The following is a 26,336-nucleotide window of genomic DNA, read 5'->3' on the forward strand; positions in this document are numbered from 1 at the left end:
GGCGCGTACGCGGCGTCGAAGGCGGCCGTCCGGTCCTTCGCGCGGACGTGGTCCAACGAGCTCAAGGGCCGCGGCATCCGGGTCAACGTGGTCTCACCGGCATGGATCGAGACTCCCGGGGGCACCGCCGCTTTCGGCGACGAGGAGACCGCCCGGGCCGTCAAGGAGAATGTCGCCGCGACCGTGGCCAAGGGCCGCATGGGTCAGCCTGAGGAGGCCGCCGCAGTCGTGGCCTTCCTGGCCTCGGAACAGAGCAGCTACGTCGTCGGCGCGAACATCTACGTCGACGGTGGCACGAACCAGATCTGAGCAGGCACCACACGATGGGTGGCATCTGAAGCGTCCCAGGTTCTATGCCGCTACTATCCAGGCGGCGCAGCCACCAACATCGACGTCGGCGCCGAGATCGACCAGCAGTCCACGGCCCGAGCGGGCTCCTCGGCGAGGAGTCGAGCCGATGCCGCCGATTGGGCTGCCGACCGCGCTGCGCGTTCCGGCCAACGAGACTGACAACAACCCCGGTACCAACATCTACAGACCAGATGGCCGGAACAACGTCGGCGGGGGGGTGTTCCGCCTTATTCCTGCTGCCGAAACGGCGTCGCCACGTCGGCCCCGCGCATGCGGGGGCGTTCTGTGGGAACAGCCCGAGGATTTCCCTCAGTGGCTCAACCGCATCCCAGTAGCTCACTGCGTCATGCGGCGGTGGAGTGATCATGCTCCACGAGCTTCCCTTCGAGACCTACTCGCTTGATCCAACACCCCCAGCGAGCACTCCGCGCGAACTTCTCAGCGATAACCCGGCCCGACGGGAGCGCCCCATCAGGAAGGCGATTCGCCAGGGCCCACCGCCAAGCGGCGCGACGGAGGTCTTCCACCTCGCAGCTATGAGAACCCGGGTGATCTGAGGAATCGTGGTCATCCTCGCCAACAAGTTCCCGATCCCCTGCCATCTCACCCTGCAAGACAGCAGGCTCCTGCGTAGAAGCCCTGCGAATCTGGGACATCAAGAGCTCGTAACTACCGATCAACGCGACGCTCGGCCACGCCGCGATGACGCGGCCGATTAGGCTCGGCTCAGCGACGGCGATGTTGGCTCCGAGGCTGGCGAGACTGCCGATCAGCAACATGGTCCACGCCAGCAACCCGCCGCGGGAGCCGTACCGGTTGGCCAGGAGGATGGACCTTGAGGCGACGACGATCGCGCCGTCGACCGCGAGCGGGATGAGCACCGCCGCCGCATGATCCTCACCGTGGCGGAGGCAGAGCTCATGCATGTGCCGGAACGACACGACCGCCGCGATGGTTGCGAGAAGCAGGACTCCTGTGATCGTCGTACGGTGAATGCGGCGCACGGCTCGCATGTTCGTCTCCATAGCTGCTCAACCCTCCCGACTTGGGAGAACGAGTGTGGTGGAGGCGCTGAAGGGCATGTACGTATCGGCGGTGTCCCCCCTCGGACACATACCTTTCGCACACGTGGGGGCCAGGGACAACCTGAGCCTCCACTAGCTGTTTCTGGGGCCTGTACGTCAGGCGCAGCCCGATCTGGGCATAGAGCTCCGCCTTGTCCAGCGGATCAGCCTCCTGGATGACCTTGACGAGGTCTCCGAGTGCGGTCATCACGGCGTGAATCTCTGCGATGCTGGGCGAGCTCGCGGTCGCACTCCGCGATCTTCAGCTTGAGGATCCCGCAGTTGCCTCAGCGGCGTTGCACTCATCCAGGCTCAGCGATTTGTCCGCGGCCTACCGAATCTGTAACGTTCAAGTAACCATGGCTCAGTCATCTAATCCGGGCAACCGTCGGCCGACGGTGCGTGACGTGGCCAAGCTGGCCAACGTCTCCATGCAGACGGTCTCCAACGTGCTGCACAACAGGTCCAGCCAGATGACCCCCGAGACGCGGGCGCGGGTGGAGCAGGCGATGAAGGATTTGGCCTACCACCCCAACGCCGCGGCTCGTGGGCTGCGCTCGTCGAGCACGCGGACGTTCGGCTTTCTGCTTCTCGATGAGGCTCCGAGCTTCATGGCCGATCCATTGACCAGCCTGCTCGTCGCGGGGGTGGGGGACATCGCCCGCGACGAGGGCTATGAGCTGCTGCTGCGGGCCGAGCGCCCCCTTGCGGCCGAACGCTCGCTGGTGCGTCCGCTGCACGCGGGGCGGGTGGACGGCGCGTTCGTGCTGATGTCCGGCGAGCCAGGGCTGCGACAGGACTACATCGGGCAGTTGGCCGGGACGGGCGTGCCGTTCGTCTTGTTCGATGAGGTCGTCGACGATACGGCGCTGCTCTCGGTGCGGACCGACGAGCGTCAATGCGCGCGCAGGCTTACCGAGCATCTGCTGGCCGCGGGGCACCAGCGGATCGCGTTCATCGCGGCGAAGCTGCCGTGGGCGGTGGTGGAGCAGCGTCACCTCGGCTACCGGGACGCCCTGGCCGCCGCCGGGCGCAGCGTGGCGCCACACCTGGAGCTCTTCGAGGCGACCTGGCAGGCGGATGGCGGCGAGCGGATGGCCCGCCGGCTGCTGGAGCTGGCCGATCCGCCATCGGCCATCATGTGCGCCAGCGACGTGCTGGCCATCGGGGCCATCCACACGGCCAAGGAACTAGGGCGCCGGGTTCCGGATGACGTCGCCATCTGCGGGTTCGACGACTTCGAGTTCTCCCGCTTCGTCGATCCACCACTGACCACGGTCCGCGTTCCCGCGTACGAGATGGGCCGGACGGCCGCTGGTTTGCTGCTCGACCGCCTGGCCGGGCGGCCCATCAGCGAGCCCCACGTGGTCCTGAGCAATCAGCTGGTTCTCCGCGCATCTGCCTGATAATCGCCAGCACCCCCTTGAACGTTCTAGTAGCAACAGTTAGCATCCTGGACATCGAAGCTTTAACGTTCTAGAAGCCTCGCTGCTAGAAGGAGACGACATGCGCGCCCTGACAACGATCGGCCAGATGCGACGGAGCCTTGCCATCATGTCGGGCGTCTCGCTCGCGACTCTGCTCGTCGCCTGCGGGGCCGGCGGCTCCGCCGCCGAAGAAGGTTCCGGCGCTCGCGTGGTCAAGGTGGCGATCGTCCCCACGATGCCCTACATCGGCGTGCAGAACGGCAAGCTCATCGGCCTCGACGGTGAGCTGTTCAACAAGGCAGCGGACAAGCTCGGCCTGGAAGTGAAGCCGTACACCGTCAACTTCACCGGCCTGATGGCCGGCGTCCAGGCCCACCGCTATGACATCGGGATCGGCGACATCTTCTGGAAAGCCGAGCGGGCGCAGGAAGGGATCTTCACCGACCCGCCCTTCTACTCGCCGGTCGTGCTCGCTGAGCGGCATGGCCTGAAGGTCACGACCGTCGACGGGCTGAAGGGCAAGCAGTTGGGCACCGGTCAGGGCTTCGTCTACGTTCCGGCCCTGCAGAAGGTGCCGGGCGCGAAAGTCCACACATACCCGACTTATCAGGACACGCTGCAAGATTTGAACGCCGGTCGCATCGACATAGCCTTCCTCGACCCGCTCACTGTCTCCTACTCCCGGCAGCGGGACCCGAAGTCCACTTACGATGTCGTGCCGCTCACCCCACCGGACGCGGCACAACTCGCCGCCCAGCCCCAGTACTCGGCATTCCTCCCGCTCATGACGGGGTGGTATCTCAACAAGGCCGAGAGCGCGTTGGAGGGCAGGCTCAGCAAGATCATCCGCGAGTTCTACGCGTCGGGAGAGGCCGGCCAGATAGTCCGTAAGTACGGCGGTGATCCGGAGACGATGCTCAGGCCCTACCGGGAGTTCAGCGCCCAGCGGCGCGCGACGGATCGGCCCGCGGATTGGAAAGCTCCGAGCATCCCCTGATCAGAGGGTGCTCGTGAAGGAGGGATTTCGAGAAAGAGGGATTTCGAAAAGAGGGATGACGCATGAACGACCTGTTCCAGGGCGTGCCGTGGGCCGACTACGTGCCGGATCTGTGGGCCGCGTTTCTCAGCACTCTCAGCTACACCGTGGTCAGCTTCGTGGCGGCGGCCGTCATCGGCCTGGTGACGGCGCTGGCCCGGCTGGCGAAGTTCAGACCGGTCAGCGCGGCAGCGCAGATCTACACCGAGACGTTCAAGAACCTCCCGCTGATCACCGAACTCTACATCCTGTACTTCGGCCTGGCCTCGGTCGGCGTCAACCTCAGCGCCTTCCAGGCGGGGAGCCTGGGGCTGGCTCTGTTCTACGGCGCCTACCTCTCCGAGATCTTCCGAGCCGGCCTGCGTGGGGTACCCAAGGCCCAGCGTGAGGCCGCCTACGCGCTGGGGTTGTCATCCGGCCGGACGCTGCGGCACGTGATACTGCCCCAGGCCGCGCGGATCGCGGTCCCCGGCACCAGCACGATGATGGTCGACCTGCTCAAGGGCACCTCGCTCATGGTCGCGATCGGTGGCGGCGAGCTGATGACACAGGGCACGCTCATCGCGTCGGACACCTTCCGCGCCCTGCAGGTCTACATCGTGATCGGCCTGATCTACCTCGCCCTGTGCGCTCCGCTGTCACGCCTCATGCTGCGGCTTGAGCGCCGAATGCACGCCGGCGACGCGCTGTCGCCCAGCCGCCGCCGGGTGTGTGGCCTGATCCGGCAGGTGCAACAGGACGGCACGGCCCTGTACGCCTCCAGCCGGTCCTGACACCGAATCCACACGAAAGAAGCTGTGATGAGCACGTCCCCTTCCCGACCGGTGGTGGAGAGCGAGTCGCCGGCGATCCGGCTGCGCGCTCTGCGCAAGAGCTTCGACGGCCATGAAGTGCTCAAGGGCGTTGCCCTGGACATCCGCCATGGGGAGGTCCTGAGCGTCCTGGGCCGCAGCGGGGGAGGGAAGAGCACCGTACTTCGCTGCGTCAATCTCCTGGAACGCCCGACGAGCGGCACGATCGAGATCGAGGGCGAGACGATTTTCGCCGATGGTGCGGCCGTTCGGGGCCAGAATCTCGTACGGTTGCGCCGCCGGGTCGGCATGGTCTTCCAGAACTTCCAGGTCTTCCCCCACCTGACGGCCGCCGAGAACGTGGTGTTGCCGCTGGTGCACGGCGCCGAGGTGCCCGAGCCCGAAGCGGTCGACCAGGCGCTGCGGATGCTGCACAGGGTCGGCCTCGCGGACAAGGCGCTGCGGACCCCGGACACCATGTCGGGCGGGGAGCAGCAGCGCGTGGCCATCGCCAGGGCCCTCGCGCTGAATCCCGTCGCGCTGCTCTTCGACGAACCCACCTCCGCGCTCGATCCCGAATCCACCCGCGAGGTTCTGGGCGTCATCAAGGAACTGGCGGCGGACGGCATGACCATGGTGGTGGTCACCCACGAACTGGGCTTCGCCAGGGAAGTCGCCGACCGCGTGGCGTTCTTCGACGACGGCGTCATCGTCGAGGAGGGGGAGGCCCAGGAGGTGATCGGCAACCCGCAGCACCCGCGTACACGCGCCTTCATCACGGGCATGGAAACCGAGCCGCACACCGTTCACTGACTCTTCGTGGCCGCGACGCCACCCGCCTGGCAGCCGCGCGGCCGAGCACGTCCCGAGCGGGAACCAACAAGGAGATGAGATGGATCGCTGGGTTACTTTCGACTGCTACGGCACGCTGATGAATTGGAAGGCAGGACTGGCCGAGATCGTCCAGCCGCTCGCCGGCGAGCGCACCGACGCGCTTGTCGATGCGCTCGCCTACCTGGAACCACCGATCGCCGCGCGGCAGCCGCATCTGTCCTACCGGCAGGTGCTCTCACAAACGCTTCAACAGGCTGCCGCCCGGGAGCTGATCCCCTTCACGGCCGAGCAGCACGACCTGCTCGCGGACGGTTGGGGTCGGTTGCCGGCCTTCCCGGACGCCTCCGATGCCCTGGCCGGGCTGCGCTCGGCCGGATGGCGGCCGGCCGTACTGACCAACTGCGACGACGATCTGTTCGCCCACTCGGCCCGTACGCTCGGTCAACCGCTGGATGAGGTGGTCACCGCGGAGCAGGTCCGTTCCTACAAGCCGGTGCTGAACCACTTCCGCGAGTTCGCCGCCCGTACCGGCGCGGGGCCGTCGAACTGGGTGCACGTCGGCAACAGCTGGATGGCCGACATCGTGTCCGCCGCCCGGCTCGGACTGCCGCGCGTGTGGATCGACCGGGACCGCAGCGGCCATGACCCCTCGCTCGCCACGATCGCCGTTCCGGATGCCAAGGATCTGGCGGAAGTCGTAGGGCGCGCCCTGGACATGGGAGCGGCGCCCGGCATCGACCCGCTCCGATGAGACCCGGATCCCGACGCCCCCGCCCCCGACGCAAGGAGAAGAACTGCCCATGACCAGAGATAGCGCGTTCCTGGCGGCGCTGGCCGAGCTGCACTCCGCCCCCGTCGCGGACTGCCTCGACCAGGCGGGGCTCCCCTGTGCGGTGATGGCGCCGCACATCCGGCCTGTGTCCCCGGACTTCCGGGTGGCAGGCTTCGCCGCCACCATGCATGTGGTGGAGGTCGAAGCCAAGCCCGACGACACCGCGAACTACTACACGAACGAGCTGGCAGCGGTGGACGGGCTGCGCCCAGGTGACCTGCTGGTGGTGTCGCACGCTCGAAAGGCCGGATTCTGGGGTGAACTGCTGGCCACGGCCGCCGCCAGGAAGGGCGCGGTGGGACTGGTCGGCGACTGCTACGCACGCGATTCGCACGCCCTGACCGAGATGAACTTCCCGTCCTTCGTGGCCGGTTTCAACCCGCTCGACAGCCTGGGACGGCTCGACGTCGACAGCCTGGGCACGGATGTCGAGTGCGGCGGGGTCACCGTGCGTCAGGGCGACCTGGTGGTCGCCGACGCCGACGGGATCGTGGTGGTGCCCGCCGAGGTGATCGAGCCGATCGTCTCGGCGGTCCGGGCCAAGCTGGCACGCGAAGACGCCATGCGTCACGACTTGCGGACCGGTATGGGAATCGTCGAAGCCTTCCGCAAGCACGAGATCCTCTGAGCAGCGGTTTTCCGGAAGGGACTTTTAGGAAAGGACAATGATGGCAACCCTGAAAAGGGTGGTGGTGCTCGACCACCCGGAGCCGCAGGGGCTGGATCCCGCCCTGGTGGGCCCGGAGGCCGAGCTGATAGACGCCTCCGGGCGTCACGACGCCCTCGAGCTGTGCCGCTCGGCCGACGTGATCGTCACCGACACCGTTCCGGTGCCCGCCGCGCTGGTGGCGAGGCTGGAGCGGTGTCGGCTGATCTGCGAGTACGGCGTGGGCGTCGACAACATCGACGTGCCCGCCGCGACGGCGGCCGGGATCTATGTGTCGCGGGTGCCGTCCTACTGTGTAGAGGAGTTGGCCGACCACGCCGTGGCGCTGATCCTGGCTTCAACCCGGGGCATCGTCAGATATCACGATCACGTACGGGCTGGCGGATGGGACTACCGCCAGGCCGGTACGCTCCGGCGTACCCGGGGGCAGGTCCTCGGCCTGCTCGGTATGGGCCATGCCGGCCATGCGGTCGCTGTCCGAGCCGCCGCGCTCGGGTTCCGCGTCCTGGCGACCGATCCGGTGATCGACCCTGGTGATCCGCGCGCGGGGGCCGCCGAGTTGGTGCCGCTCGAGCGGCTGGTGACCGAAGCCGATGTGCTCAGCCTGCACGCCCCGCTGACACCCGCCACCACGCACGTCATCTCCGCCGCGCGGCTGGCGGCGATGAAACCCACGGCTTACCTGGTCAACACCGCACGGGGCGGCCTCGTCGACCAGGAGGCACTGGTGGCGGCACTGCGGGCCGGCCGGATCGCGGGCGCGGCCCTCGACGTCCTGGAGGCCGAACCTCCGCAGGTCCAGGAGGAGCTTCTTGGTCTGCCGAACGTGATCGTGACCCCGCACGCGGGCTTCTACTCCGAGGAGTCGCTGACGGACCTCACCCATGGGGTGTTCACCGAGGTCCGTGCCGCGCTGAGCGGGCTACGCCCGCGCAACGCGGTGAACCAGCCGCTCAACACCGACTAACCCTTCAGCACTCTTCGGTCTCCAGCCCCAGGACCTGGGGCTGGCGCTCCGGCTTCTTCCCTATACCACGTCGCTGCTGCGAAGTCATGCCGTCCAGCCACGTAGCGCGGCGGGGATCGTCGAGCGGAACGTGGTCTCGGCCGTGGCGGCGTCGAGGGCCCCGGCCAATTCGAGAGTCACCAGCCCGTGCAGGGTCACCCAGAGTGAGAGCGCGATGGAGGTCGCATCGCCCGAGAGCACGGAGGCCGACAGAGCGCGGTCTATCGCCTCGATGAGCGGCCTGACGGGGTCACCGACCCCCACGGCACCGGATGGGTCGAAGCTCTGCACGCCGCCGAACAACACCGTGTAGAGGTGGCGGTGCTCGCGTCCCCACCGCCGGTACGCGACCGCGAGCGCGTAGAGGTCGGCGAGGGGGTCATCGGAGGCCGCCACCGCTGACAGTTCCTGGGACAGCCCGGCGACCGCTCTGTCGCGCACTTCGGCGATCAGCCCGTCCTTGCCGTCGAACAGCGAGTAGACGGCCGCGGTCGCGGTCCCGGCGGCAGCGGCCAGGGCGCGGATGGTGATCGATTCCCGTGGGCGGGTCGCGAACATCTGGGTCGCGGACTCGATGAGGCGGTCCTTCACGGTGTCGTCGTTGGTTCTCGGTCTTCCCACGACGACCAGCCTAGCCGAGCTGGTAGCGTTTCCAAACGCTGTTCTGGAACAACGTTTGGAAACCGTAGATGCCTCTCACCGTTCCCCTCCGCCTCATCGGCCGCCTGATCCTCGCCGCGCTCGCCGTCGTCGGGCTGGCCGGGCTGTTCCTCGCCCTCGTCGTTCTGACGGATGGCGTGCGCGCGGGGCTCGCCGCCTGGCTGACCGCCTTTGGCGCCGGAGTCATCGCCGCACTGTGGCGAGGACGCGGCCGTACCTGGCCGGGTCGGCTGTGGCCCTTCGCACCGGTGATCGTCGCCGCCGCCCTCACGGTGTCGGTCTGCATCCCCACCGCCCCCACGACCCGGCAGTATCCGCCCGACCTGTCATTCGTCGCTACGAGACACTGGAGCCTGAGCACGGGCAGCCGGGTCGCCGTCTACCACTATCCCCCCGCCGCCGGTGTCCCCCGGCACCCCACGCCGCTCGTGTACCTCCACGGAGGGCCCGTCCGCAACATCTCCGTGCTCGACCACCGATTCCTTCGAAGCCTGGCCGGACAGGGCTACGACGTGTACGCCTACGAGCAGCCCGGCGGCGGACGGAGCGACCTGCTGCCCATGGAGCAGTACACGATCTCCAGGTCCGTACGCGACCTCGCCGCCTTCATCGATCGACTGGGCAAGGGCCCGGTCGACGTCCTCGGATTCTCCGCGGGCGCGGTCGTTCTCACCCGGGCCCTGGCCACCGCGGACGTCGCCGTCCACGTGCACCGGGCGATCATCGCCGAGCCCGGCCCCATGGACGGCCCCACCACGCTGATCAGCGGGCAACAGGGACGGCCGTCCGCGCGCGGCCTCGCTCAGGCCCCGACCGAACCCCGGGCGACGCGCGTCCCCCGGTACGCCGTCGCGCTCGGCCTCATCCAACTCGGGCTCCTCCCGCCCGGCACCGGCCTGATCACGCAGGCCGAAGGCGTCAACGCCTTCAAGGCCGCCGATCTCGGCAGCGACACCGCCTCCGCCTACTGCGCGCAGGACGTCGGCCGCATCCCTGCCGAGGACACCGCGGAGAACTTCTCCTTCAGCGCCGCCGCGAGCCTCCGCATCATGCAGACGATCAAGGACTCAGCTTCCATCGCCTCCGAGCTGAAACGCTCCCGCACGCCCGCGATGCTGATGATCGCCGAATGCTCGTCGCAGGTACGCCAATGGGCTACCGCCATCCTTGCCGCCGACCCCGCCATCGAGCGAACCCAATACATGCCCGGTGTCGGACACCACATGTGGAACGGCCTCGACGACAACAACGAACGCGCCGCCGCCGTCATCACGGCATTCCTCCAGGGCGAGCCGTCGCCTGTGCGGAACTACCCGACCCGCGCCGACGTCTCCGCCTTCCTCCGCGACCACAGGTGAAGTCCGCAGCGGGCCGACCTACGGGCGGACATCCGAAACCAGTCCCCTTGCACCGACATGCCCACATCGGGCTATCATCGTCATATGGCGATTGATTCTGAAGGTGGCCGGTGCGTCAGTGCTGACATCGCCGCCGGCATCTCCCCGGCGGCGGCGCTCTTCCACTCCCTGGCCGATGAGACCCGGCTGCGCATCGTGCAGCGGCTCGCACGCGGCGAGGCCCGCGTCGTGGATCTGACCAGCCAACTCGGGCTGGCCCAGTCCACGGTGTCCAAGCACCTGGCCTGCCTGCGCGACTGCGGCCTGGTCGACTACCGGGCCGAAGGACGGCAGTCGTTCTACAGCTTGACCCGGCCCGAGCTGATGGATCTGCTGGCCTCGGCCGAGCACCTGCTGGCCGCCACCGGCCACGCCGTGGCGCTGTGCCCGACCTATGGAGTGAAAACCGGCGACGGGGACGCCGAACTGGAACCGATGTCATGAGCGCGGTGAACCTGCACGGCATCGGCATGGCCCAGCGCGCCGTACTGCGGCGCCGAATCCGGCTGCTGGTCGCGGCGACCATCACCTACAACGTGATCGAAGCCATCGTGGCGATCACCGCGGGCACCATCGCCTCCTCCGCCGCGCTCATCGGGTTCGGCCTGGACTCGATCGTGGAGGTCGCCTCGGCTGCCGCGGTGGCCTGGCAGTTCTCCGTCACCGACCACGAGCGGCGGGAGAAGGTGGCTCTGCGGGTCATCGCGATCTCATTCTTCGCGCTGGCCGCGTACGTGGGCTTCGACGCCGTCCGGGCGCTGCTCGGTGTCGGCGAGGCCGAGCACTCCACGCCCGGCCTCATCCTGGCCGCGCTCTCTCTGGCGGTCATGCCGTTCCTGTCGTACGCCCAGCGCCGCGCCGGCCGCGAGCTCGGCTCGGCCTCGGCCGTTGCCGACTCCAAGCAGACCCTGCTGTGCACCTACCTGTCCGCGGTGTTGCTCGTGGGGCTGGCGCTCAACAGTCTGTTCGGCTGGTCCTGGGCCGACCCGATCGCCGCTCTGGTCATTGCCGCGGTCGCGGTCAAAGAGGGCCGCGAGGCCTGGCGCGGCGACGCCTGCTGCGCCATCCCCGCCGCCACCATGCTCACCCCGGCCGCCGACGTCGCCGAGCCCGGCGGCTGCGCCAGTGGCTGCTGCTCGTCTCCACAGGAGGAATCCCGATGATCGGCCGTCCGATGCCCGTCCGCGTACGGGCCGCCTACCGCGCCGAGATGCGCGCCGCCCGCACCACCACCGACCCCGAGGCCAGGTGGCGGCACCTGGAACGGGCGCACATCATCTCCCAGCCCTGGCCCTGGCCGCACACGGCCAACCACATCGCCATGTTCGCCCTGGCCGTCCGCCTGCGCGACCGGCGCGAAGCCCTCGGGCAGGTCGTGCGCATCATCGTGGCCGCGCCAGGCTCGGCGCTGGGCCGCTACCCCGAGGGCAACACCGGGCGCGCCACGGTGGGACTGACCCAGCCCATGCCGATGCCCGCCGACCTGGCCGAGCTGCTCCAGACCGCCTGACCCGGCCGGAGACGCCGATCACGGACACGACGCGGGCACTTCGCCTCCACCGTGGCGGCCACCCGGCCGGACTGACCCGGCTTCCCCCTCGACTCCCGTACGGCACGGCGCGCCGTGCGGGAGTCATCGGCTCGGGTTCGCCGGGGCCTCGCCGAGGGCGGTGAGAAGAAGGTGGCGCTGGCGCGGCGTGAGGTCGCCGGTTCCGGCGACATGCCAGCTTCTACGGAGAGCAGTTGACACACTACGAAGTGTTTAAACATCTGATGTGATGTTCATATGTAGAAGCGAGAGAGTTTGGCGCCCTGACGTATTGACGGGGATCTCTGGAGTCGCAATCATGTGCACATATGAACATTTGGGCAGGTGTCAGCACAAGGAGCTCAGCGCATGTCTGATCAACACACGCACGACCGAACCCACGGCCATGGGCATGGGCATGCGGTCAGCGCGCAAGCGGACCGGCGCTATCTGAGCGGTGCGCTCGCCCTGATCGTCGGGTTCATGGCCGTCGAGGTGGTGATCGGCGTGATCGCCGGCTCCCTGGCCCTGATCTCCGATGCCGGTCACATGCTCACCGACGCGATGGCGCTCATGTTCGCGCTGATCGCGATGCGGATCGCGGCCCGCCCACCCCGCGGCGGCTTCACCTACGGCCTCAAGCGCGCCGAGATCGTCTCCGCCCAGGTCAACGGCATCACCCTGCTGCTGCTCGCGGCCTACTTCATCTTCGAGGGCATCCGCCGCCTGATCGAGCCGGGCCAGGTCGAGGGCCTGTTCGTGGTGGCCACCGGGCTGGCCGGCATCGCCGTCAACGTGGCAGCCACCTGGCTGCTGTCCAAGGCCAACCGCTCCAGCCTCAATGTCGAGGGCGCCTTCCAGCACATCCTCAACGACCTGTACGCCTTCATCGCCACCACCCTCGCCGGGCTCGTCGTCTGGCTGACCGGCTGGACCCGCGCCGACGCCGTCGCCGCCCTGGTGGTCGCCGCCCTGATGCTCAAGGCCGGCTGGGGGCTGGTCCGCGACTCAGGACGGGTGTTCATGGAGGCCGCACCGCCCGAACTCGACCCGGCCGAGGTCGGGCGCCAGGTCGTCGCCCTGGACGCCGTGGTCGAGGTGCACGATCTACACATCTGGGAGGTCACCTCCGGATACCTCTCCCTGTCGGCACACGTGCTGGTGACTCCGGGAGCCGACTGTCACGCCGCCCGCATGGCCGTCGAGGGCTACCTCAATGACGAGCACGGCATCGAGCACACGACCCTGCAGATCGACCACGCCACACCCGACACCCACGCCTTCGACGACGACGGAGCCCTGCGCCGCCTCGTCCAGCACTGCGCCGACCCGCACGGCCCCACCCACCACAGGCTGGGGCCCGAACCGGTGGCGAACGCGAACGGCCACGCCGGCCACTGAAGCACCAGGCACGGCCGGGCGGCGACATCCCGGCCGTGCCCGACAGCCGCCTGGCCGGAAAGGGAGATCACGTGCCCGAAGCGCGACTGGAACCGCTGCCGTCGCTGCTCTGGAGCTCGCCGCCCAGTTTCTTGCGCAAGGTCTCCAAGACGGGAGGCGGGGCTGTGACGACCCACTGGCGTCCGACGAGATGGGTGCCTTTGTACATCAGCGCATAATCCAGCCAGTCTTTCCGCCCCTTTTCCGTCGTGAAGCTGGTGACCGCGTAGTTCCCGTCGGCCGTCTTGCAGAGCCCCTGGCGAAGCTCGGCGGCCTTGGTCCGCATCTCGGGCTTGCAGCCGAGCTTCGCGGCGAGGTCCTCGGCGCTCAGCACCGCATTCTGGTAGAGACTCGGCGAAGGGTTCGCCGCGACCTTGGACTGGTCGTTCGAACCGCACCCGGCGACGAGAGCCAGCCCGGCCAGAGTGGTGATAGCGCATTTCAACGGAGCAGACATGACGTAGCCTCCCAAACTGCGATCGATGGGAGATACGTCGAGGGGCGGTCGCCAGTTCGGCGCCTGAGCATAATTTTCTACAAGCTATAGAAGTTCATGCATGCGCCCTGTCAAAGGCCGCCTGCCCACTGTGTCCAGTACATCCAGAATCGCTGGAGAATGAGCCCGGCGATGACGAGCCCCCAAGCCATCACCACGACCGTGTGATAGCGCACTGCCGCCGCCGCGAGGTTGTGCATGGCGGAGGGAAGCCGGATCCGGCCCGCCTCGACGCTGGCCAGGCTCACGTACCAGAAGACGACGACTGTGGCCACCCAGACGAGCATGCAGTACGGACACAGCGCGCCGATCCGGTACAGCGATTGGAAGATCAGCCAGTGCACGAAGACGACGCCCGCCCCGGTGCCGAGGTGCAGGCCGTGCCAGAACCAGGCGTGGAAGCGGGCCCCGGCCAGGAGAGCCATGCCGACGGCGAGCACCGAGGCGAAGGCGGCGATGCCGATCAGCGGGTTGGGGAAGCCGAAGACCGAGGCCTGCTCGGTTCTCATCACCGAGCCACAGCTGATGATCGGATTGATGCTGCAGGCAGGGACATAGTCGGCGTTCGCCGCCAGTTTGAGCCGCTCGACGGTGAGCAGGAACGCCGCGCCGAATCCCAGCGCCCCGCCCAGGACGAGAACGTACGGCAGCGAGCGCGTGACGATCGAACCGGGGACCGCCGTCATGACGTCAGGGCTGCGTCGATCTTGGCCTTGAGGTTGTCGTAGCTGGGCTCGACATCCAGCGGCGCGCCGTTGAAGAAGATCGTCGGCGTGGCCTGCACGCCGAGCGCGAGTCCGTCACCCTGATCCTTCTTCACCCGTTCGGCGGTCTTCGCGGCATCGAGGTCGCGCTTGAAGACAGTCATGTCGAGGCCGGCCTGTTTTGCCAGATCGAGGAAGAACGCCTCCTTCGATGCGTTTGCCTCACCCCACTGCGCCTGGGTTTGGAACAGCTTGGCGTACATCACCTCGAGCTTGCCCTGCTGGGCCGCGGCCTCGGCGACGCGTGCCGCCAGTTCGCCATTGCGGTGGCCGGGCATCGGGAAGTAGCGGACGACCAGGTTGATCCGCCCGGCGTACTCGGCACGGATGCGTTCCATGTGCGGAAAGACCGCGCCGCAGGCCTCGCACTCGAAGTCGAGGAACTCGACCAGCGTGACCTTGCTGTCGGGGGCCGTTGAGAGCCGGTGGCTGTCGTCTCGTACCAGGAACCGCGCCGGGACGGTATCCGTACCGGATGCGGACGTCGGTGTGTTGGCGGGCTCGGGGCCGAACATCGCGACCGCTCCCACGATCAGGGTCACGATCAAAGCCGTGACCGCGCCCATGCCGAGAGTTACCTTCAGGTTCTTCGTCATCTTCCGCTCTTCGGGACGGTGCGGGTTTCCGCGGCGCCGCGGGCCGCGAGCATGCGCCGCATCAGGTCGATCTCGGCTTTCTGCGCTGCCAGGATGGCTCCGGCCATGCGGTTGACCTGCGGCTGCTCGCTCTGAACAGCCGCTTGGGCCATCTGCACGCCGCCCTGATGGTGCGGGATCATCAGGCGCAAGAACAGGATCTCGGCGTCCTTGCCGCCGGCCTGCTCCAGTTCCTTGATCTGGGTCGCCGTGGCCATTCCAGGCATGGCGGCGGCCCCGCTCATGTTCTGGTGGCCCTGCCGCATCCATGCCATCCGTGGCTGCGACGAGGCTTGCGGCAGACCCCACACGTCGAGCCACGCGTACATCTGCCCGATTTGCTGTTGCTGGCTGGTCGCGATGTCGTAGGCGAGCGTCCTGATCTCCCGATCACTGGTGCGATCCCGCACGATGAGAGCCATCTGGACGGCCTGCGCGTGATGGGTCTGCATGTCACGGGCGAAGCCCGCTTCCACCGAAGTGTCCGAGGGTGGCCACGGGCGCATGAGCCCGAGGACCAGGACGGTCAGGACGGCGGTCGCGGGCACCAGTACGCGGCGCCGCCGCAGGACGACCGGCAGTCTCATGCGGACGGCTCCCCGACCCCGCCGGTGCATGCCGCCCCCGGCTCAGGCGTCCCGGGGCCGTTGATGTTGGCCCGCAGGAACGCCGGCAACCGCGGATCCTCGGCGCTGTCGAGCTTGAGCTGCTTGCCCCAGGAACTGAGCACGATCGCGGACGACAGGCCCGGGTAGGGCGAGAGGATGACGAAGTCGCGTCCCTTGACCCGGTCGAGCAGCACGTCCAGCTGCGCTTTCGGCAGTCCCGGACGGTAGGCCGCCCAGACCGCTCCATGCTCTTGACTGTGGACCGCGTTCTCGTTGCGCACCGGATTCGGATAGATTCCGCAGTTCTGCCACGCCGGGGCGTGGTCGCCACCGACCGGCGGCGCCTGCGGATAGCTGACCGGATCGTCGGTGTGCTTGCGCTGCGTCACATTGATCGTCTGAACCGCGTCCAGCGACGAGCGGGCGCGCTCGTTGAGCACGAACACCGTCACCGCCGCCGCCAGTCCGCCCGCTCCGGCCAGCGAGAGGCCGATCATGATGGCCCGGCGCCGCAACTCCTCTCTCCGTTGGCGGGCCCGCAACACGGAGAGCCGCTCCTTGATCGAGCCCTGCGGCTTCTCGCCCATCCGACTTCCTCCGACCGCTAGCTTCTACGCTTTGTAGAACTTCTACCGTACGTCGAATATAGAGGTCATAAGGCGAGACGCGGTCAGAGCGTGATGCACACCAGCGGCGCGACCAGCACGGCCACCGGGCCGCTGAGCAGGAGGCCGGCGATCGAGTACGCCGCCGCGGGCACCCAGCGGGGCTGTGTGCGTTCGCCGAGCAGTCGTTGCAGGCGCTCGACGACTCCCGCGTCGGCCAGGGAGAGTGTGGCGAGACCCGGGCCAGATGCGGAGGTCGTCATGCGGACAAGAGCGCGCGCCAGAGGCAGCGCGCCGTGCGCCCGGCACGCGTGATCGTCGGCGATCATCTCCACCAGCACCGCGACCGCGTGCCGCGCCGTCCGGGCGGAGGTCAGCCATGGAAACGCGTGCGCCAGCGCGACGAAAGGCAGCAGCGCCAGATCGTGGTGGCCCCGGGCATGCGCACGCTCATGCCCGAGAACGGCCTGCAACTCCTTCGGAGTCAGCAGTTCCAGAGTGCCCCGGCTCAACACGATCCGCCGGTCTCTGCCCGGTACGCAGTAGGCGACATGTTCGGCGACAGGCAGCACATAGACGTCATGCGCCGGTGAATGATCGGCGACCACGTCGACCAGCAGGCGCTGCCGGCCTCGCTCCCGGATCGTCTTGGTGGTGACGCGCACCGTGTGGATGACGAGCCAGCCCATCAGGCCCGCCGACCAGGCCAGGGCCAGCAGATGCACCGGCCCGAGCCCGTCGAGGCCATGGCCGCTGGCGATCTGGCTGACCAGGGTGTGCGCTCCGTGCGGAAACACCGCGGCCAGCGGCGCGACGGCGCCCACCAATCCGAGACCGACCGCGCCCAGCCCGGCGGCCAGCCCGATCGCCTGCCACAGCGCCAGCGCCGCGCGGGGGCAGCGGTGCGTCCACGCCGCCCCGGCCAGCCTGCGCGCGGCCCGGTCGCCGAGCGCCACCGGCAGCAGCGCGATCCCGGCCGCGACCAGCCAGGCGATCATTGCGCCGATCCGCCCCGCTCGCCCAGGGCCGCGCGCAAGGCGGCGGCCACCTCCGGCGTCACCGTTCCGACGAAGCGCTGCACGGCTGCCGCGACGTCGCCGGCCTCGTTCAGGGCGGCGCGCATGGCCTCGGCGACGAAGGCGTCCTTGTCCGCGGTGGCCCTGTACAGGTGCGCTCGTCCGATGCGCTCGCGGGAGACCATGCCCTTGTTCGAGAGCCGCATCAAGACGGTCAACACCGTCGTGGTGGCGGGCCGGGACGGTAGCTCCGCGGCGAGGACGTGGGCGAACATGCCCTCGGGATGCTCCCACAGGGCTTCCATGATCGATCGCTCCAGGTTGCCGAGCTGCACCGTCACCCCTCCTGCCCGCGTTCTACTCCAAGTAGAAGAGTACCGGCACTGCTCTTCACGGCCGCGCTGTGCGACATATGCCGACAAAGACCGCACGCTTGACATGCCGTCCAGGCGACGCTCTATCTTGCTCATATGAATGCTTCTTCAGATGAGGGTGTGTTGGTGATGGACGGTTGTGCCGCCAAAGTGGTCGACGCCGATCGCGTAGCCGCCGTCTGCGAGCGGATGCCGGCCGCCGAGGATCTCACCGACACCGCCGACATCTTCGGGCTGCTGTCGGACCCGAACCGGCTGCGGCTCCTGGTCGCCTTGCTGGACGGCGAACTGTGCGTGTGCGACCTGGCCGCCGTGACCGGCCAGAGCGAGTCCGCCGTCTCCCACGCCCTGCGGCTGCTGCGCGCCCACCGCATCGTCGCCGCGCGCCGCGCCGGCCGGATGGCCTACTACCGTCTGGAAGACCCGCACGTACGCATGCTGCTCGACCTGGCGCTCGCCCACACCGAGCACACCGACGCCATCCATCCCGAACGCGGCGGGAACACTTGATGGGCGCGGGACACGGGCACGGGCACGCGGGAGGCCGCCATCGCTGGCGGCTGGCGGTCTCCTTCGCGCTGATCGGCTCGTACTTCGTGGTCGAGCTCGCCTTCGGGCTGATCTCGGGCTCGCTGGCGCTGATGTCGGACGCCGGGCACATGGCCGCCGACGTCGTCACCCTCGGCGCGGCCCTGGTCGCCACCAGGATCGCCACCCGCCCCGACACCACCGGCCGCCGCAGCTACGGCTCCTACCGGGCCGAGGTGTTCGCCTCCCTGCTGGCTGTGATCATGATGCTGGGCGTCGCCCTGTACGTGGTCGCCGAAGCCATCGGCCGCATCGGCGGACCCGCCGAAGTCTCCACCGGTCCGATGCTCGTCGTGGGCGCGATCGGCCTTGCGGTGAACCTGATCGCACTGCTCCTGCTGCGCTCCGGAGCAAGTGAGAGTCTCAACGTCAAGGGCGCCTACCTGGAGGTCGTCGCCGACACCGCCGGCTCGGTCGGCGTCATCATCGCGGGCTGGCTCGTCGCGATGACCGGCCAGGCGTTCTGGGACACCGTCGTCGCCCTGGCCATCGGCGTCTTCGTGGCCGTACGCGCTGTCTCGCTCGGCCGTCAGGTCTTCGCCGTCCTCGGTCAGCACGTCCCCGAAGGTCTCGACGCCGCCGCCGTGGCGGCCGACCTGGCCGCCATCCGCGGCGTACGCGACATCCACGACCTGCACCTGTGGACCCTCACCTCCGGCATGAACGTCGCCACCGCCCATCTCGTCACCGTGGACCAGGACAACAACCACGCCGTCCTGGACCAGGCCCGCGACCTGCTACGACAGCGCCACGGCGTCGCCCATGCCACTCTGCAGGTCGAACCCGTCGACCACACCGGCTGCGACGATCTGGGCTGGTGACCCGCCCCAGCCTCTCTGATCTCAGCGGTCCAGGCGCACAGCGACGCCGAGGGTCGTGTACGCGCTGAACAAGATCAAGCCAACTGTTGGTGCGACCGTACGTGTCGCGTGCCGCCGCGTGCCCTCGTCGGGCGAAGCTGCCGTCCGGCGCCGGTGCCGGTTTTCCCGGCCCGGTGGATGAAGGCAGTGCTCTGCGACGAGAGGAACATCACAATGAGACGCATCCGAGGGATGTGTTACCCGGTCGCCGCCCTCGCGGCGGCGGCCCTTCCGCTGACGCTGTTCGGCGCGGTCCCGGCCGAGGCCGCACCTGCTGTCACCGCCCCGGCGGTTTCGCGGGTCGCGCCGGATCCCACCTCATGCCCCGACCAGGTGTCGCTGGTCAACGGCGGTTTCGAGCAGCCGGTCGTCAGCCGCGGGACGTGGACCTCGTTCCCCGACGCCTCGCAGACCGGAGCGCCGAACCACGTGTCCGGCTGGCTCACCACCGCCACCGACCACATGATCGAGCTGTGGGCCAGCCCGCCGAACCCGGCCAACACCCCGCCCAAGGAGGGCAGGCAACTCGCCGAGCTGAACGCCAACCAGGTCTCGACCCTGTACCAGGACCACGCGACCACCCCGGGGGCGAAGCTGTACTGGCGGCTGTCCCACCGCGGCCGGCTGGGGGTCGACACGATGGCCTTGGACATCGGCGCTCCGGCGTCCCCGGTGCAACAGAAGGTCATGTCGGACGGCACCGGGAGCTGGGGCACCTACTCCGGCATCTACATCGTGCCCGCGGGCCAGACGACCACCAGGTTCGCCTTCCGTTCCGTCTCGGCGGCCGGAGGGAACGCCACCTTCGGCAACCTGCTCGACGACATCTACTTCGCGACCGCGCCGTGCGTCGTCGTCAGCAAATCCGCGAGCCCGCAGGGGCCGGTCGACGTCGGCGACGTGATCACCTACCGGGTCACCGCGGTCAACAGGGGCGGCGCCCCGGCGGAGAACGTGCGCCTCACCGACACCGTCCCGGCGGGGACCACTTACGTGCCCGGCTCGCTCCGGGTGGTCGACGGCCCCGGCACCGGGGACAAGACCGATCAGGCGGGCGACGACCAGGGCGACTTCAACGCCGCGGCCGGCAAGGTCTCCTTCACCCTGGGGAACGGCGCCACCGCCGCGGCCGGCGGCTCGCTGCCCAACGCCGCGAGCCTGCCCGGCGGCACCACCGTGGAGTTCAAGGTCAAGGTCGGTCGGGACGCCGCGGGCGGGGAGGTGACCAACCAGGGGACGGTCGGCTACGAGAACCGGCTCGGCCCGGAGCCGGAGCTGCTGACCTCCACCAGCGGCGACGCCGTTACCAAGGTCAACCCGGCTGTGGACCTGAGCGTGGTCAAGTCCGCCGATTCGACCAAGGTGACCGTGGGCCAGACCGTCACCTACCGCGTCACCGTACGCAATGCCGGCCCGAACGACGCGACGGGGGTCACGGTCAAGGACATGCTGCCGTCCAACCTCACCTTCGTGTCCGCCATGGCCTCCAACGGGACCTACGCGCCGGCGAGCGGGATGTGGACCGTCGGCACGCTGGCCAGCGGCGCCTCAGCCACGTTGACCATCCATGCCAAGGCCACAGCGGTCGGAGAGACGACCAACGCGGCCACGGCCGACGGCAAGGAGCTGGATCTCGATCCCGCCAACAACTCCGACAGCGTCAAGGTCTGCGTCGACCCTGAACCCTTCTGCCCGTACTGCATCAAGGCGAAGAGCTAGCGACCGGAAAGCGTCCCTGCCACCGATTTCCTCGTGGCAGGGACGCGAGGCTCCTGGGCCGCGAAGGAACGACGTGGAACGCCCAAAGGGCAAGACTGCCTTTCAGGGGGATCCATGCGCATCTCAAGACCGCGTCTCTTCACCGTCGCCGCGATCGTCTCACTCACGGCCATGCTCGGCATCCCGACCCCAGCCTCCGCCGACGCCGCCACCGACTCCAGGATTCTGTCGCTCACGTCGAGCTCGCTCTTCGCGCGAGGGGCGTTCGGCAGCCCGTGGAAGGTCGGCGACTGCCATCTGGAGTTTCCCAGTTACGTCTATATCGAGAGCGGCACTACTCGCGTGCACGTGCACGCCGTGAGCGACACCGACTTCACCAGGCACGCCGACGTCTGGCACAGCCAGCTCGTCTTCATGGACGCCCAGCAGCGGGTGGTGGCCAGCGTGGGCAGCACGGGCACGAGCCCCTTGGACTCGCCCGACATGGTGCCCGCCGAAGGCGACGAGGGACCGAGCATCGTCTACGAATGGGACCACGTCGTGGTGGTGCCGAACGGCATCCCGTCCAGGGTCGTGTTCGTCAGATGGCTCTCAGCCTGCTGACCACCACGCACCCAGGAACCTCAATGGCCTTTCGTGCGCTGCGCCCTCAGCGTCGCGAGTTCCGCATCGGATCGACTTCTACATGATGTCGAACTCGTTGGGTCAGGCTCGCGTACCTCTCAAAGAAGCACAGGCATCAAGTGGAGGTACGCCGATGATGATGACGGACATCACCGTCCTCGCGCATCCGCAAGCTCAAGACAGGGAGCACAAGCGGAACAGGCGGCGCTCAAGAGCGAGCGAGACGGCGCCCGTCAAGCTGCCGGCCGCCGTGCGATCGCTGGGCAACTGAGCATGGCCGAAAAATCCAGCGCGCCCACGGGCGGGCGTAGGCTTGTCCGCGCCGAGCTCCTCCTGCTCGGTGGCTTCGTCGTGGCGGCCGCGGTGACGATCGTGGTGGTCATCCCGCCGTCAGTCGACCCCGCCGCCGCTCAATTGACGCAGACGTCCTCGGGTCCGCTCTCGGCCGCCGATCGCGATCTGCTGATCAAGGTACGGCAGGCCGGCCTGTGGGAGATGCCCGCAGGCGAGTACGCCGCGACCCGTGCCGCATCCCAGCGTGTCAAGGAAGTCGGCAAACAGATCAGGAGCGAACACGCGAGGCTGGACGTGATGACCCGTCAGACCGCCCAGAAGCTGGGCGTGGCCCTACCCAACGAACCCAATGGCGACCAGCAAAGCTGGATGGCGCAGCTCGCGGCGGAGCGCGGCCCCGCCTTCGACCAGGACTACGCCAACCTGCTGCGCGCCGCCCACGGCAAGGTCTTCAGCACCCTGGCCGCGGTGCGGGCCGGCACCCGTAACTCGGAGATCAGGAAGTTCGCCGGAGAAGGCATCAACTTTGTCATGCGTCACATGACGTACCTGGAATCCACCGGTCTGGTCGAGCACGGTGACTTGCCCGAGGCTCCGACGCCCTCGCCTATTCCGCCCACCACGTTCGTGGATCAAAAGCCAGGGCTCCAATGAGATCCGAACGCCTGGCCGGCTGACGTAGGGGCCCAGAGCGGCACCGCCGTCCTGGGCTCTTCCATGTGGCCTGCAACAGGTCGCGTCCGTTTTCACGTCCGCCCTGGGGCACGTCATCCGTCCGCGGTGTCCTCGGCTTCCCAGCGCAGCAGGTCGCCCGGCTGGCACTCGAGCACCTCGCAGAGCGCGGTGAGCGTCGTGAAGCGCACCGCCTTGGCGCGGCCGTTCTTGAGCACCGCCAGGTTGGCGGGCGTGATCCCGATGCGGTCCGCGAGCTCGCCCACGGACATCTTCCGCTTGGCCAGCATCACGTCGATGTCGACGACGATCGGCATCAGATCATCTCGTCCAGCTCGGCCTGCATCTGCGCCGCTTCGCCGTCGCGCGCGACGGCCTGGGCGAGCAGCACCCGCAGCACGCGCACGATCAGCGCGACCCCCAGAATGGCCACGCCGATCCCGGCCATGATGACGGTGACACCCGGGTCCTCCCGCTGGCCCGGCGCATTGATGGCCGTGACCGCGAACCACACCAGGGCGGCCGCCACGATCGCGCCGATCACGATGTCCACATACCGGAAGGCGGCGTGGGAGAACACGGTTCCCCGTCGCACCATCGTCACCAGCGGCCAGCTCTATCACCACCTCCGCGCGCTGCAGAGCGCCAGGCTGATCACGCAACGGCGGCGGGGCGAGTACGAGCTGGCGCCTCAGGCCATGCCTCAGGTCGTCAGCATCCTCGCCGCCGCGTTCGACCTGGCCCACGACCCCCCGCTCTTCCCGCCTATCGATCTCCCCAGCATGGAATGACCCGGGTTGGCCTGACGGTCGCGGGGTGCTCTCAGCGTCGATCGTTACCCTGCGATCATGTCGTTCATTTATCGATCATCCGGCGCGCTCGCGGCCGCCGCCGCACTGGCCACCACGACCTCCATCGCGCAGGCGCAAGCGGCGCCCACGTCCGCGGCCGACCGGGTCTTGCGCGTCTACAACAACAACATCGAGAACCTGGTGCGGAACAACGCCGACGGCTCCTGCACCCGGATCTCCGGGCCGGACCACCTCACGTCGATGCTGGTCGACGACAACGGCAAGACGGGCACCTCCGGCGTGCAGGCTCCCGATCTCCTGATCGTGCAGCAGGTACGCGGCACCGGACAGGCCACGGCCTACGCCGACCAGCTCTCGGCCAAGTTCGGATATCCGGCGGGCACCTACAAGGCGATCGTGGCCTGGGACGACCCCGAGGCGTGGGGCTCCTCGCACAAGTGCGCTCAGCAGGCGCTGGGTGACCTGAAGAAAAAGCAGACCAACGGCATCGTCTACAACACCAGAACGCTGAGCCTGGCGGCGGGCGACATTTCCGCGTATTGGAGTGCGGGCTGGTTAAAGCCCGGGACATCGTACGGCGGCGGAGCCGGATGCACGCTGTACAAGCCGCCGAGCAACGACGACGGCAGCACCAACGCCTACAAATGGAAGCGTACGAGCGCCATCGCGGCGAGGTTCACGATCAAGGAAACGGGCACCACGGTTTTCGCCGCGACCATGCACCTCCCGGAACAGAACGGAGCGAACGCCTGCGCGGGCGCCGACGACACGGGCGTCGCCAACTCCGGCATCCACGTCGGCGCGGACGCCACAAGTCTGATGAACGCCTCGACGATCCGGGTGATCGGGATCGACGCGAATCGTACGAACATCGCCCCCACGACGCTCAGCGGCTTCGGTATGACCGGCTATGGAGCAAAGGTGACGTCCGGCTCCAGAAAGATCGACTATCTGTTCGTCAAAGGCGCAGTGCAGCCGTCGAGCATCGATCACACGGTGAGCGGCACGAAGTCGAACCATATGGCGCTGTACGGATTCATCACCTACTGAAGCTAAAGGGCGTCGACGGCCGCCAGGGGCCTGACCCCGCTCGCGTCGAGGTCACGTCGCCGGCGTCGTAGGTCAGCGCCAGTCGCCGATGACGCGCCGGAGGTCGGCGGCGGCCTGCTCCAGGTCGTGCCCGGGAAGGGTGTCGCGCAGGAGGGCGTCGGCCTGGCGTTGGGCGTCGGCGCCCGCCAGGTCGAGGGTCGCCATGACCTCCTCCGCCAGGTCCTGGCTGCCCATGCGCAGAGCGCGGGGGCCGAAGGAGACGTTCAGCACGCGGCCTTCGGGGTTCACGGATGCCTCGACGTGGCCCGACCGGCTCTTGGCCGTACCGACGATCTTGTCGAGGTCTTCCTGGGCCGCCTCCAAGGCGGCCAGCATCCGCGCGCCCTCGCGGGCGGGCCCGTCCACGTCCCGGACGCCGAAGTCGTTCTCCGGAAAGTACACGCTGTGCCTCCTGGATGAGCTAGATGAGATCGCGGATGGCCTGCTCGCCCCGTGCGCGGACGAAGTCCTCGTCGAGCGGCTCCGGCAGAGCGTCGGCACGGCTCGACACCTTGTCCACGACCTCCTGCGCCTGCCGTGCGGCGTCGTTCTGGGCCGCCTGGAGCACCTCGGTCACCTCGCGGCCGAGCTCCCGCTCGTTCTTTCGCAGCGCCCGCGGGTTGATGCTCAGCCGTGTCACCCGGCCCTGGCCGTCAGCGGTCGCCCACACCAGACCGTCGGCGCTCTCCGCCTGACCCTCGAGCTGTCCGATGGCCGTCTGCGCGGCGTACAGGCCACGAATGGCCTCCCGGCAACGGTCCACGTACTCGGCCAGGAACGCCGCGTCCTGCTCTGGGGTGGGTACAGACACGTCGACTCCGTGCGGGTTCGGTGAAGGGGGCCCGCCGCAATGGCACAAAGCGCGGGCACTCGGTCATCGCTTTCCAAACTGGTCGTGACCAACGTCGGAGAATGTTAAGAGATCGCTCTTCCGTTTTTCTTCCGCTCTTCTTCCGTACCGATGGACGATGAAAACTGTCGGCGCCGCATTTGCCGGTTCATCGCAGGAAGCTGCGTATTTGGCGAAATGTCGAGGTATGGTCATCCGGCATGACGGGATTGGAGATCAGCCTGGGGGCAGTGGGACAGGACGCCTCTCGGCTCAGAACCCACGCAGAAGAGCACAATGCCGCGCTCAACCCTCTCGTGCAGCGGGGGGACGGCGTCTCGTCCTGGGGGGACGACGGAATGTTCGGCATGTTCGCCGGCATTTACGCCGATGCCCGCGAGACCTCGATGGCCGCGCTCACCGCCCTGTCCACGGCGCTCGGCGAAACCGGCGACGGGCTCCACCGCGTGGTCAGGAACAACTCCGAAGCCGAGGCCGCGAACGTGCGGAACGCCGGTGACATATGGCGGTGATGCTCGACCCGGCCGCCGCCGGGATGATGCAGATGATCGGCCACTGGCCGAACATCAACGAAGACGAGATGCGGGCCGAGGCCAACGCCATGCGTGGCACCGCCGCGACCGCGCTCACGTCGGCGACACAGGCGGAGACGGCGGTCCGCGGCGCGCAGCAGAACTACCACGGCGGCTCCGCCGAAGCCATGCAGACCCAGTGGAACAGGCTCGGCGTCAACGGCGGATCCCTCGCGCAGGCCAGTCAGGCCTTATCCGTGGCGCCCGCGACCCTGGACGGCGCCGCCTCCGTGGTGTCGGCAGTGAAGGTCGTCTCGGGCATGCAGGCGGCGGCCACGGCGGTCACCGTGGCGAAGCTGCTGGCGGTCGGGGCGTGACCGGAGTCTCGTTGGCCTTGGTACGGATGAGACTGGCCCGGGCCCAGCTCAGGAGAGCCCAGGCCGAGGGCATGGAGATCACGGGCAAGCGAGTGGGGGAGGTGGTCATCAGGAGACTGAAGGAGCCGATGCGCCGCATCCTGGACGATCTCCCGCACCGCGGCGGCGGGCGCATGGCCTTGGCCGGCCCGCGCGGCGGAGTGCCCCTGCGGCCCGCCGGCATGAGGGCGTCGTCCGGCCCCCGCTCGGCCGAGAACGGCATCGCCCGGATGTCTCCCCGCAACAACAATCGAGGGAACGGGGGCAACCGAGGTAGAGGCCGCGGCTTTCTCGGCAGAGGAAGAAGCAACAAGAGCTACCGCGTGGAGAGACGGAAGAATCCATGAGGAGACCCCGACCAGTGCCAGG

General features: G+C 68.2%; 36 protein-coding genes. 23 read left to right on the plus strand and 13 right to left on the minus strand.

The window, feature by feature from the left end:
• Positions 1–309, plus strand: a 309-nt coding sequence (locus AB0L53_RS42680; RefSeq protein ID WP_364007282.1) for an SDR family oxidoreductase, incomplete at its 5' end; no start/stop codon positions are given.
• 386 nt (positions 310–695) lie between these two features.
• Here AB0L53_RS42680 and AB0L53_RS42685 read toward each other — a convergent pair.
• Entirely contained in the window at positions 696–1,376 is a 681-nt protein-coding gene (locus AB0L53_RS42685) for a DUF2637 domain-containing protein (RefSeq protein WP_364007285.1), read from the minus strand.
• 398 nt (positions 1,377–1,774) lie between these two features.
• Between AB0L53_RS42685 and AB0L53_RS42690 the strand changes: the two genes are divergently transcribed.
• The 7 genes from AB0L53_RS42690 to AB0L53_RS42720 all read left to right on the plus strand — a co-directional run bounded on the left by AB0L53_RS42690 (position 1,775) and on the right by AB0L53_RS42720 (position 7,969).
• Positions 1,775–2,821: a LacI family DNA-binding transcriptional regulator gene (locus AB0L53_RS42690; protein WP_364007288.1), complete on the plus strand. Its 1,047-nt coding sequence runs from the start codon at positions 1,775–1,777 to the stop codon at positions 2,819–2,821.
• 100 nt (positions 2,822–2,921) lie between these two features.
• Positions 2,922–3,839 carry a transporter substrate-binding domain-containing protein gene (locus AB0L53_RS42695; protein ID WP_364007291.1) on the plus strand — a complete coding sequence of 306 codons (918 nt, stop codon included), beginning with the start codon at positions 2,922–2,924 and terminating at the stop codon, positions 3,837–3,839.
• A gap of 62 nt (positions 3,840–3,901) precedes the next feature.
• Positions 3,902–4,651 (plus strand): amino acid ABC transporter permease, encoded by a 750-nt coding sequence (locus tag AB0L53_RS42700; RefSeq protein WP_364007294.1) that lies wholly within the window; start codon positions 3,902–3,904, stop codon positions 4,649–4,651.
• Between the two features lie 27 nt (positions 4,652–4,678).
• Complete coding sequence (locus AB0L53_RS42705; RefSeq protein WP_364007297.1) at positions 4,679–5,482, plus strand: amino acid ABC transporter ATP-binding protein; 804 nt, start codon at positions 4,679–4,681, stop codon at positions 5,480–5,482.
• A 79-nt stretch (positions 5,483–5,561) separates the two neighbouring features.
• On the plus strand, positions 5,562–6,254 hold the full coding sequence (locus tag AB0L53_RS42710; protein WP_364007300.1) for an HAD family hydrolase: 693 nt from the start codon (positions 5,562–5,564) through the stop codon (positions 6,252–6,254).
• A 49-nt stretch (positions 6,255–6,303) separates the two neighbouring features.
• The gene (locus AB0L53_RS42715; protein ID WP_364007303.1) at positions 6,304–6,963 is read left to right on the plus strand and encodes a hypothetical protein; all 660 of its coding nucleotides are present in this window, start codon (positions 6,304–6,306) and stop codon (positions 6,961–6,963) included.
• Between the two features lie 37 nt (positions 6,964–7,000).
• Positions 7,001–7,969, plus strand: coding sequence for a C-terminal binding protein (locus AB0L53_RS42720; RefSeq protein ID WP_364007306.1), 969 nt, complete (start codon positions 7,001–7,003; stop codon positions 7,967–7,969).
• An 84-nt stretch (positions 7,970–8,053) separates the two neighbouring features.
• Here AB0L53_RS42720 and AB0L53_RS42725 read toward each other — a convergent pair whose 3' ends face one another.
• Positions 8,054–8,629 (minus strand): WHG domain-containing protein, encoded by a 576-nt coding sequence (locus tag AB0L53_RS42725; RefSeq protein ID WP_364007309.1) that lies wholly within the window; start codon positions 8,627–8,629, stop codon positions 8,054–8,056.
• 68 nt (positions 8,630–8,697) lie between these two features.
• Between AB0L53_RS42725 and AB0L53_RS42730 the strand changes: the two genes are divergently transcribed.
• From AB0L53_RS42730 to AB0L53_RS42750, 5 genes are all read left to right on the plus strand, one after another.
• Complete coding sequence (locus tag AB0L53_RS42730) at positions 8,698–10,026, plus strand: alpha/beta fold hydrolase (protein ID WP_364007312.1); 1,329 nt, start codon at positions 8,698–8,700, stop codon at positions 10,024–10,026.
• An 84-nt stretch (positions 10,027–10,110) separates the two neighbouring features.
• Entirely contained in the window at positions 10,111–10,509 is a 399-nt protein-coding gene (locus AB0L53_RS42735; RefSeq protein ID WP_364007315.1) for a metalloregulator ArsR/SmtB family transcription factor, read from the plus strand.
• A complete protein-coding gene (locus AB0L53_RS42740) occupies positions 10,506–11,228 on the plus strand; it encodes a cation transporter (protein ID WP_364007318.1) in 723 nt (240 codons plus the stop codon). The genes AB0L53_RS42735 and AB0L53_RS42740 overlap by 4 nt, the downstream gene beginning before the upstream one ends.
• Positions 11,225–11,575 carry a DUF3703 domain-containing protein gene (locus AB0L53_RS42745; RefSeq protein ID WP_364007321.1) on the plus strand — a complete coding sequence of 117 codons (351 nt, stop codon included), beginning with the start codon at positions 11,225–11,227 and terminating at the stop codon, positions 11,573–11,575. Before AB0L53_RS42740 ends, AB0L53_RS42745 begins: the two co-directional genes overlap by 4 nt.
• A gap of 387 nt (positions 11,576–11,962) precedes the next feature.
• Positions 11,963–12,994 carry a cation diffusion facilitator family transporter gene (locus AB0L53_RS42750; protein ID WP_364007324.1) on the plus strand — a complete coding sequence of 344 codons (1,032 nt, stop codon included), beginning with the start codon at positions 11,963–11,965 and terminating at the stop codon, positions 12,992–12,994.
• Between the two features lie 67 nt (positions 12,995–13,061).
• On the opposite strand, the gene AB0L53_RS42755 is transcribed toward AB0L53_RS42750, so the two are convergent.
• From AB0L53_RS42755 to AB0L53_RS42785, 7 genes are all read right to left on the minus strand, one after another.
• The gene (locus tag AB0L53_RS42755) at positions 13,062–13,490 is read right to left on the minus strand and encodes a hypothetical protein (protein ID WP_364007327.1); all 429 of its coding nucleotides are present in this window, start codon (positions 13,488–13,490) and stop codon (positions 13,062–13,064) included.
• A gap of 110 nt (positions 13,491–13,600) precedes the next feature.
• Complete coding sequence (locus tag AB0L53_RS42760; protein ID WP_364007330.1) at positions 13,601–14,215, minus strand: vitamin K epoxide reductase family protein; 615 nt, start codon at positions 14,213–14,215, stop codon at positions 13,601–13,603.
• The gene (locus AB0L53_RS42765) at positions 14,212–14,889 is read right to left on the minus strand and encodes a DsbA family protein (RefSeq protein WP_364007333.1); all 678 of its coding nucleotides are present in this window, start codon (positions 14,887–14,889) and stop codon (positions 14,212–14,214) included. Before AB0L53_RS42765 ends, AB0L53_RS42760 begins: the two co-directional genes overlap by 4 nt.
• Positions 14,886–15,404 (minus strand): DUF305 domain-containing protein, encoded by a 519-nt coding sequence (locus tag AB0L53_RS42770; protein WP_364007336.1) that lies wholly within the window; start codon positions 15,402–15,404, stop codon positions 14,886–14,888. Before AB0L53_RS42770 ends, AB0L53_RS42765 begins: the two co-directional genes overlap by 4 nt.
• 107 nt (positions 15,405–15,511) lie before the next feature.
• The gene (locus tag AB0L53_RS42775) at positions 15,512–16,123 is read right to left on the minus strand and encodes a DUF3105 domain-containing protein (protein WP_364007339.1); all 612 of its coding nucleotides are present in this window, start codon (positions 16,121–16,123) and stop codon (positions 15,512–15,514) included.
• Between the two features lie 83 nt (positions 16,124–16,206).
• Positions 16,207–17,139 carry a M56 family metallopeptidase gene (locus tag AB0L53_RS42780; protein ID WP_364007342.1) on the minus strand — a complete coding sequence of 311 codons (933 nt, stop codon included), beginning with the start codon at positions 17,137–17,139 and terminating at the stop codon, positions 16,207–16,209.
• The gene (locus AB0L53_RS42785; protein ID WP_364007345.1) at positions 17,136–17,498 is read right to left on the minus strand and encodes a BlaI/MecI/CopY family transcriptional regulator; all 363 of its coding nucleotides are present in this window, start codon (positions 17,496–17,498) and stop codon (positions 17,136–17,138) included. The genes AB0L53_RS42780 and AB0L53_RS42785 overlap by 4 nt, the downstream gene beginning before the upstream one ends.
• A 162-nt stretch (positions 17,499–17,660) precedes the next feature.
• On the opposite strand from AB0L53_RS42785, the gene AB0L53_RS42790 reads away from it, so the two are divergent.
• The 5 genes from AB0L53_RS42790 to AB0L53_RS42810 all read left to right on the plus strand — a co-directional run bounded on the left by AB0L53_RS42790 (position 17,661) and on the right by AB0L53_RS42810 (position 22,270).
• Positions 17,661–18,041, plus strand: a complete 381-nt coding sequence (locus AB0L53_RS42790; protein ID WP_364007348.1) for a metalloregulator ArsR/SmtB family transcription factor — start codon at positions 17,661–17,663, stop codon at positions 18,039–18,041.
• Complete coding sequence (locus tag AB0L53_RS42795; protein ID WP_364007351.1) at positions 18,041–18,940, plus strand: cation diffusion facilitator family transporter; 900 nt, start codon at positions 18,041–18,043, stop codon at positions 18,938–18,940. The genes AB0L53_RS42790 and AB0L53_RS42795 overlap by 1 nt, the downstream gene beginning before the upstream one ends.
• A 213-nt stretch (positions 18,941–19,153) precedes the next feature.
• Complete coding sequence (locus AB0L53_RS42800) at positions 19,154–20,698, plus strand: CARDB domain-containing protein (RefSeq protein WP_364007354.1); 1,545 nt, start codon at positions 19,154–19,156, stop codon at positions 20,696–20,698.
• Between the two features lie 114 nt (positions 20,699–20,812).
• On the plus strand, positions 20,813–21,301 hold the full coding sequence (locus tag AB0L53_RS42805; RefSeq protein ID WP_364007357.1) for a hypothetical protein: 489 nt from the start codon (positions 20,813–20,815) through the stop codon (positions 21,299–21,301).
• A gap of 384 nt (positions 21,302–21,685) precedes the next feature.
• On the plus strand, positions 21,686–22,270 hold the full coding sequence (locus tag AB0L53_RS42810) for a DUF4142 domain-containing protein (RefSeq protein WP_364007360.1): 585 nt from the start codon (positions 21,686–21,688) through the stop codon (positions 22,268–22,270).
• A 113-nt stretch (positions 22,271–22,383) separates the two neighbouring features.
• Here AB0L53_RS42810 and AB0L53_RS42815 read toward each other — a convergent pair whose 3' ends face one another.
• Both AB0L53_RS42815 and AB0L53_RS42820 read right to left on the minus strand, forming a co-directional pair.
• Positions 22,384–22,605, minus strand: a complete 222-nt coding sequence (locus AB0L53_RS42815) for a helix-turn-helix transcriptional regulator (protein ID WP_364007363.1) — start codon at positions 22,603–22,605, stop codon at positions 22,384–22,386.
• A complete protein-coding gene (locus AB0L53_RS42820) occupies positions 22,605–22,841 on the minus strand; it encodes a DUF2975 domain-containing protein (RefSeq protein WP_364007366.1) in 237 nt (78 codons plus the stop codon). The genes AB0L53_RS42815 and AB0L53_RS42820 overlap by 1 nt, the downstream gene beginning before the upstream one ends.
• Here AB0L53_RS42820 and AB0L53_RS42825 point away from each other — a divergent pair.
• Positions 22,834–23,079, plus strand: coding sequence for a helix-turn-helix domain-containing protein (locus AB0L53_RS42825; protein WP_364007369.1), 246 nt, complete (start codon positions 22,834–22,836; stop codon positions 23,077–23,079). The two genes, AB0L53_RS42820 and AB0L53_RS42825, sit on opposite strands and share 8 nt — an antisense overlap.
• 57 nt (positions 23,080–23,136) lie before the next feature.
• Complete coding sequence (locus tag AB0L53_RS42830) at positions 23,137–24,150, plus strand: hypothetical protein (protein ID WP_364007371.1); 1,014 nt, start codon at positions 23,137–23,139, stop codon at positions 24,148–24,150.
• Between the two features lie 72 nt (positions 24,151–24,222).
• On the opposite strand, the gene AB0L53_RS42835 is transcribed toward AB0L53_RS42830, so the two are convergent.
• Both AB0L53_RS42835 and AB0L53_RS42840 read right to left on the minus strand, forming a co-directional pair.
• A complete protein-coding gene (locus AB0L53_RS42835; RefSeq protein WP_364007374.1) occupies positions 24,223–24,591 on the minus strand; it encodes a YbaB/EbfC family nucleoid-associated protein in 369 nt (122 codons plus the stop codon).
• Positions 24,592–24,610: 19 nt separating this feature from the next.
• Complete coding sequence (locus AB0L53_RS42840; RefSeq protein WP_364007377.1) at positions 24,611–25,000, minus strand: YbaB/EbfC family nucleoid-associated protein; 390 nt, start codon at positions 24,998–25,000, stop codon at positions 24,611–24,613.
• Between the two features lie 239 nt (positions 25,001–25,239).
• Here AB0L53_RS42840 and AB0L53_RS42845 point away from each other — a divergent pair, with 239 nt between their 5' ends.
• Genes AB0L53_RS42845 through AB0L53_RS42855 form a run of 3 tightly spaced genes read left to right on the plus strand, consistent with a single transcriptional unit; the run spans position 25,240 to position 26,314 of the window.
• Positions 25,240–25,551, plus strand: a complete 312-nt coding sequence (locus AB0L53_RS42845; protein ID WP_364007380.1) for a hypothetical protein — start codon at positions 25,240–25,242, stop codon at positions 25,549–25,551.
• Positions 25,548–25,928 carry a hypothetical protein gene (locus tag AB0L53_RS42850; RefSeq protein WP_364007383.1) on the plus strand — a complete coding sequence of 127 codons (381 nt, stop codon included), beginning with the start codon at positions 25,548–25,550 and terminating at the stop codon, positions 25,926–25,928. The genes AB0L53_RS42845 and AB0L53_RS42850 overlap by 4 nt, the downstream gene beginning before the upstream one ends.
• A gap of 26 nt (positions 25,929–25,954) precedes the next feature.
• Entirely contained in the window at positions 25,955–26,314 is a 360-nt protein-coding gene (locus AB0L53_RS42855) for a hypothetical protein (RefSeq protein ID WP_364007386.1), read from the plus strand.
• Positions 26,315–26,336: the final 22 nt, after the last annotated feature.

It is taken from the genome of Nonomuraea sp. NPDC052129 (assembly GCF_040680095.1).
In the GTDB taxonomy this organism is placed as follows: Bacteria; Actinomycetota; Actinomycetes; order Streptosporangiales; family Streptosporangiaceae; genus Nonomuraea.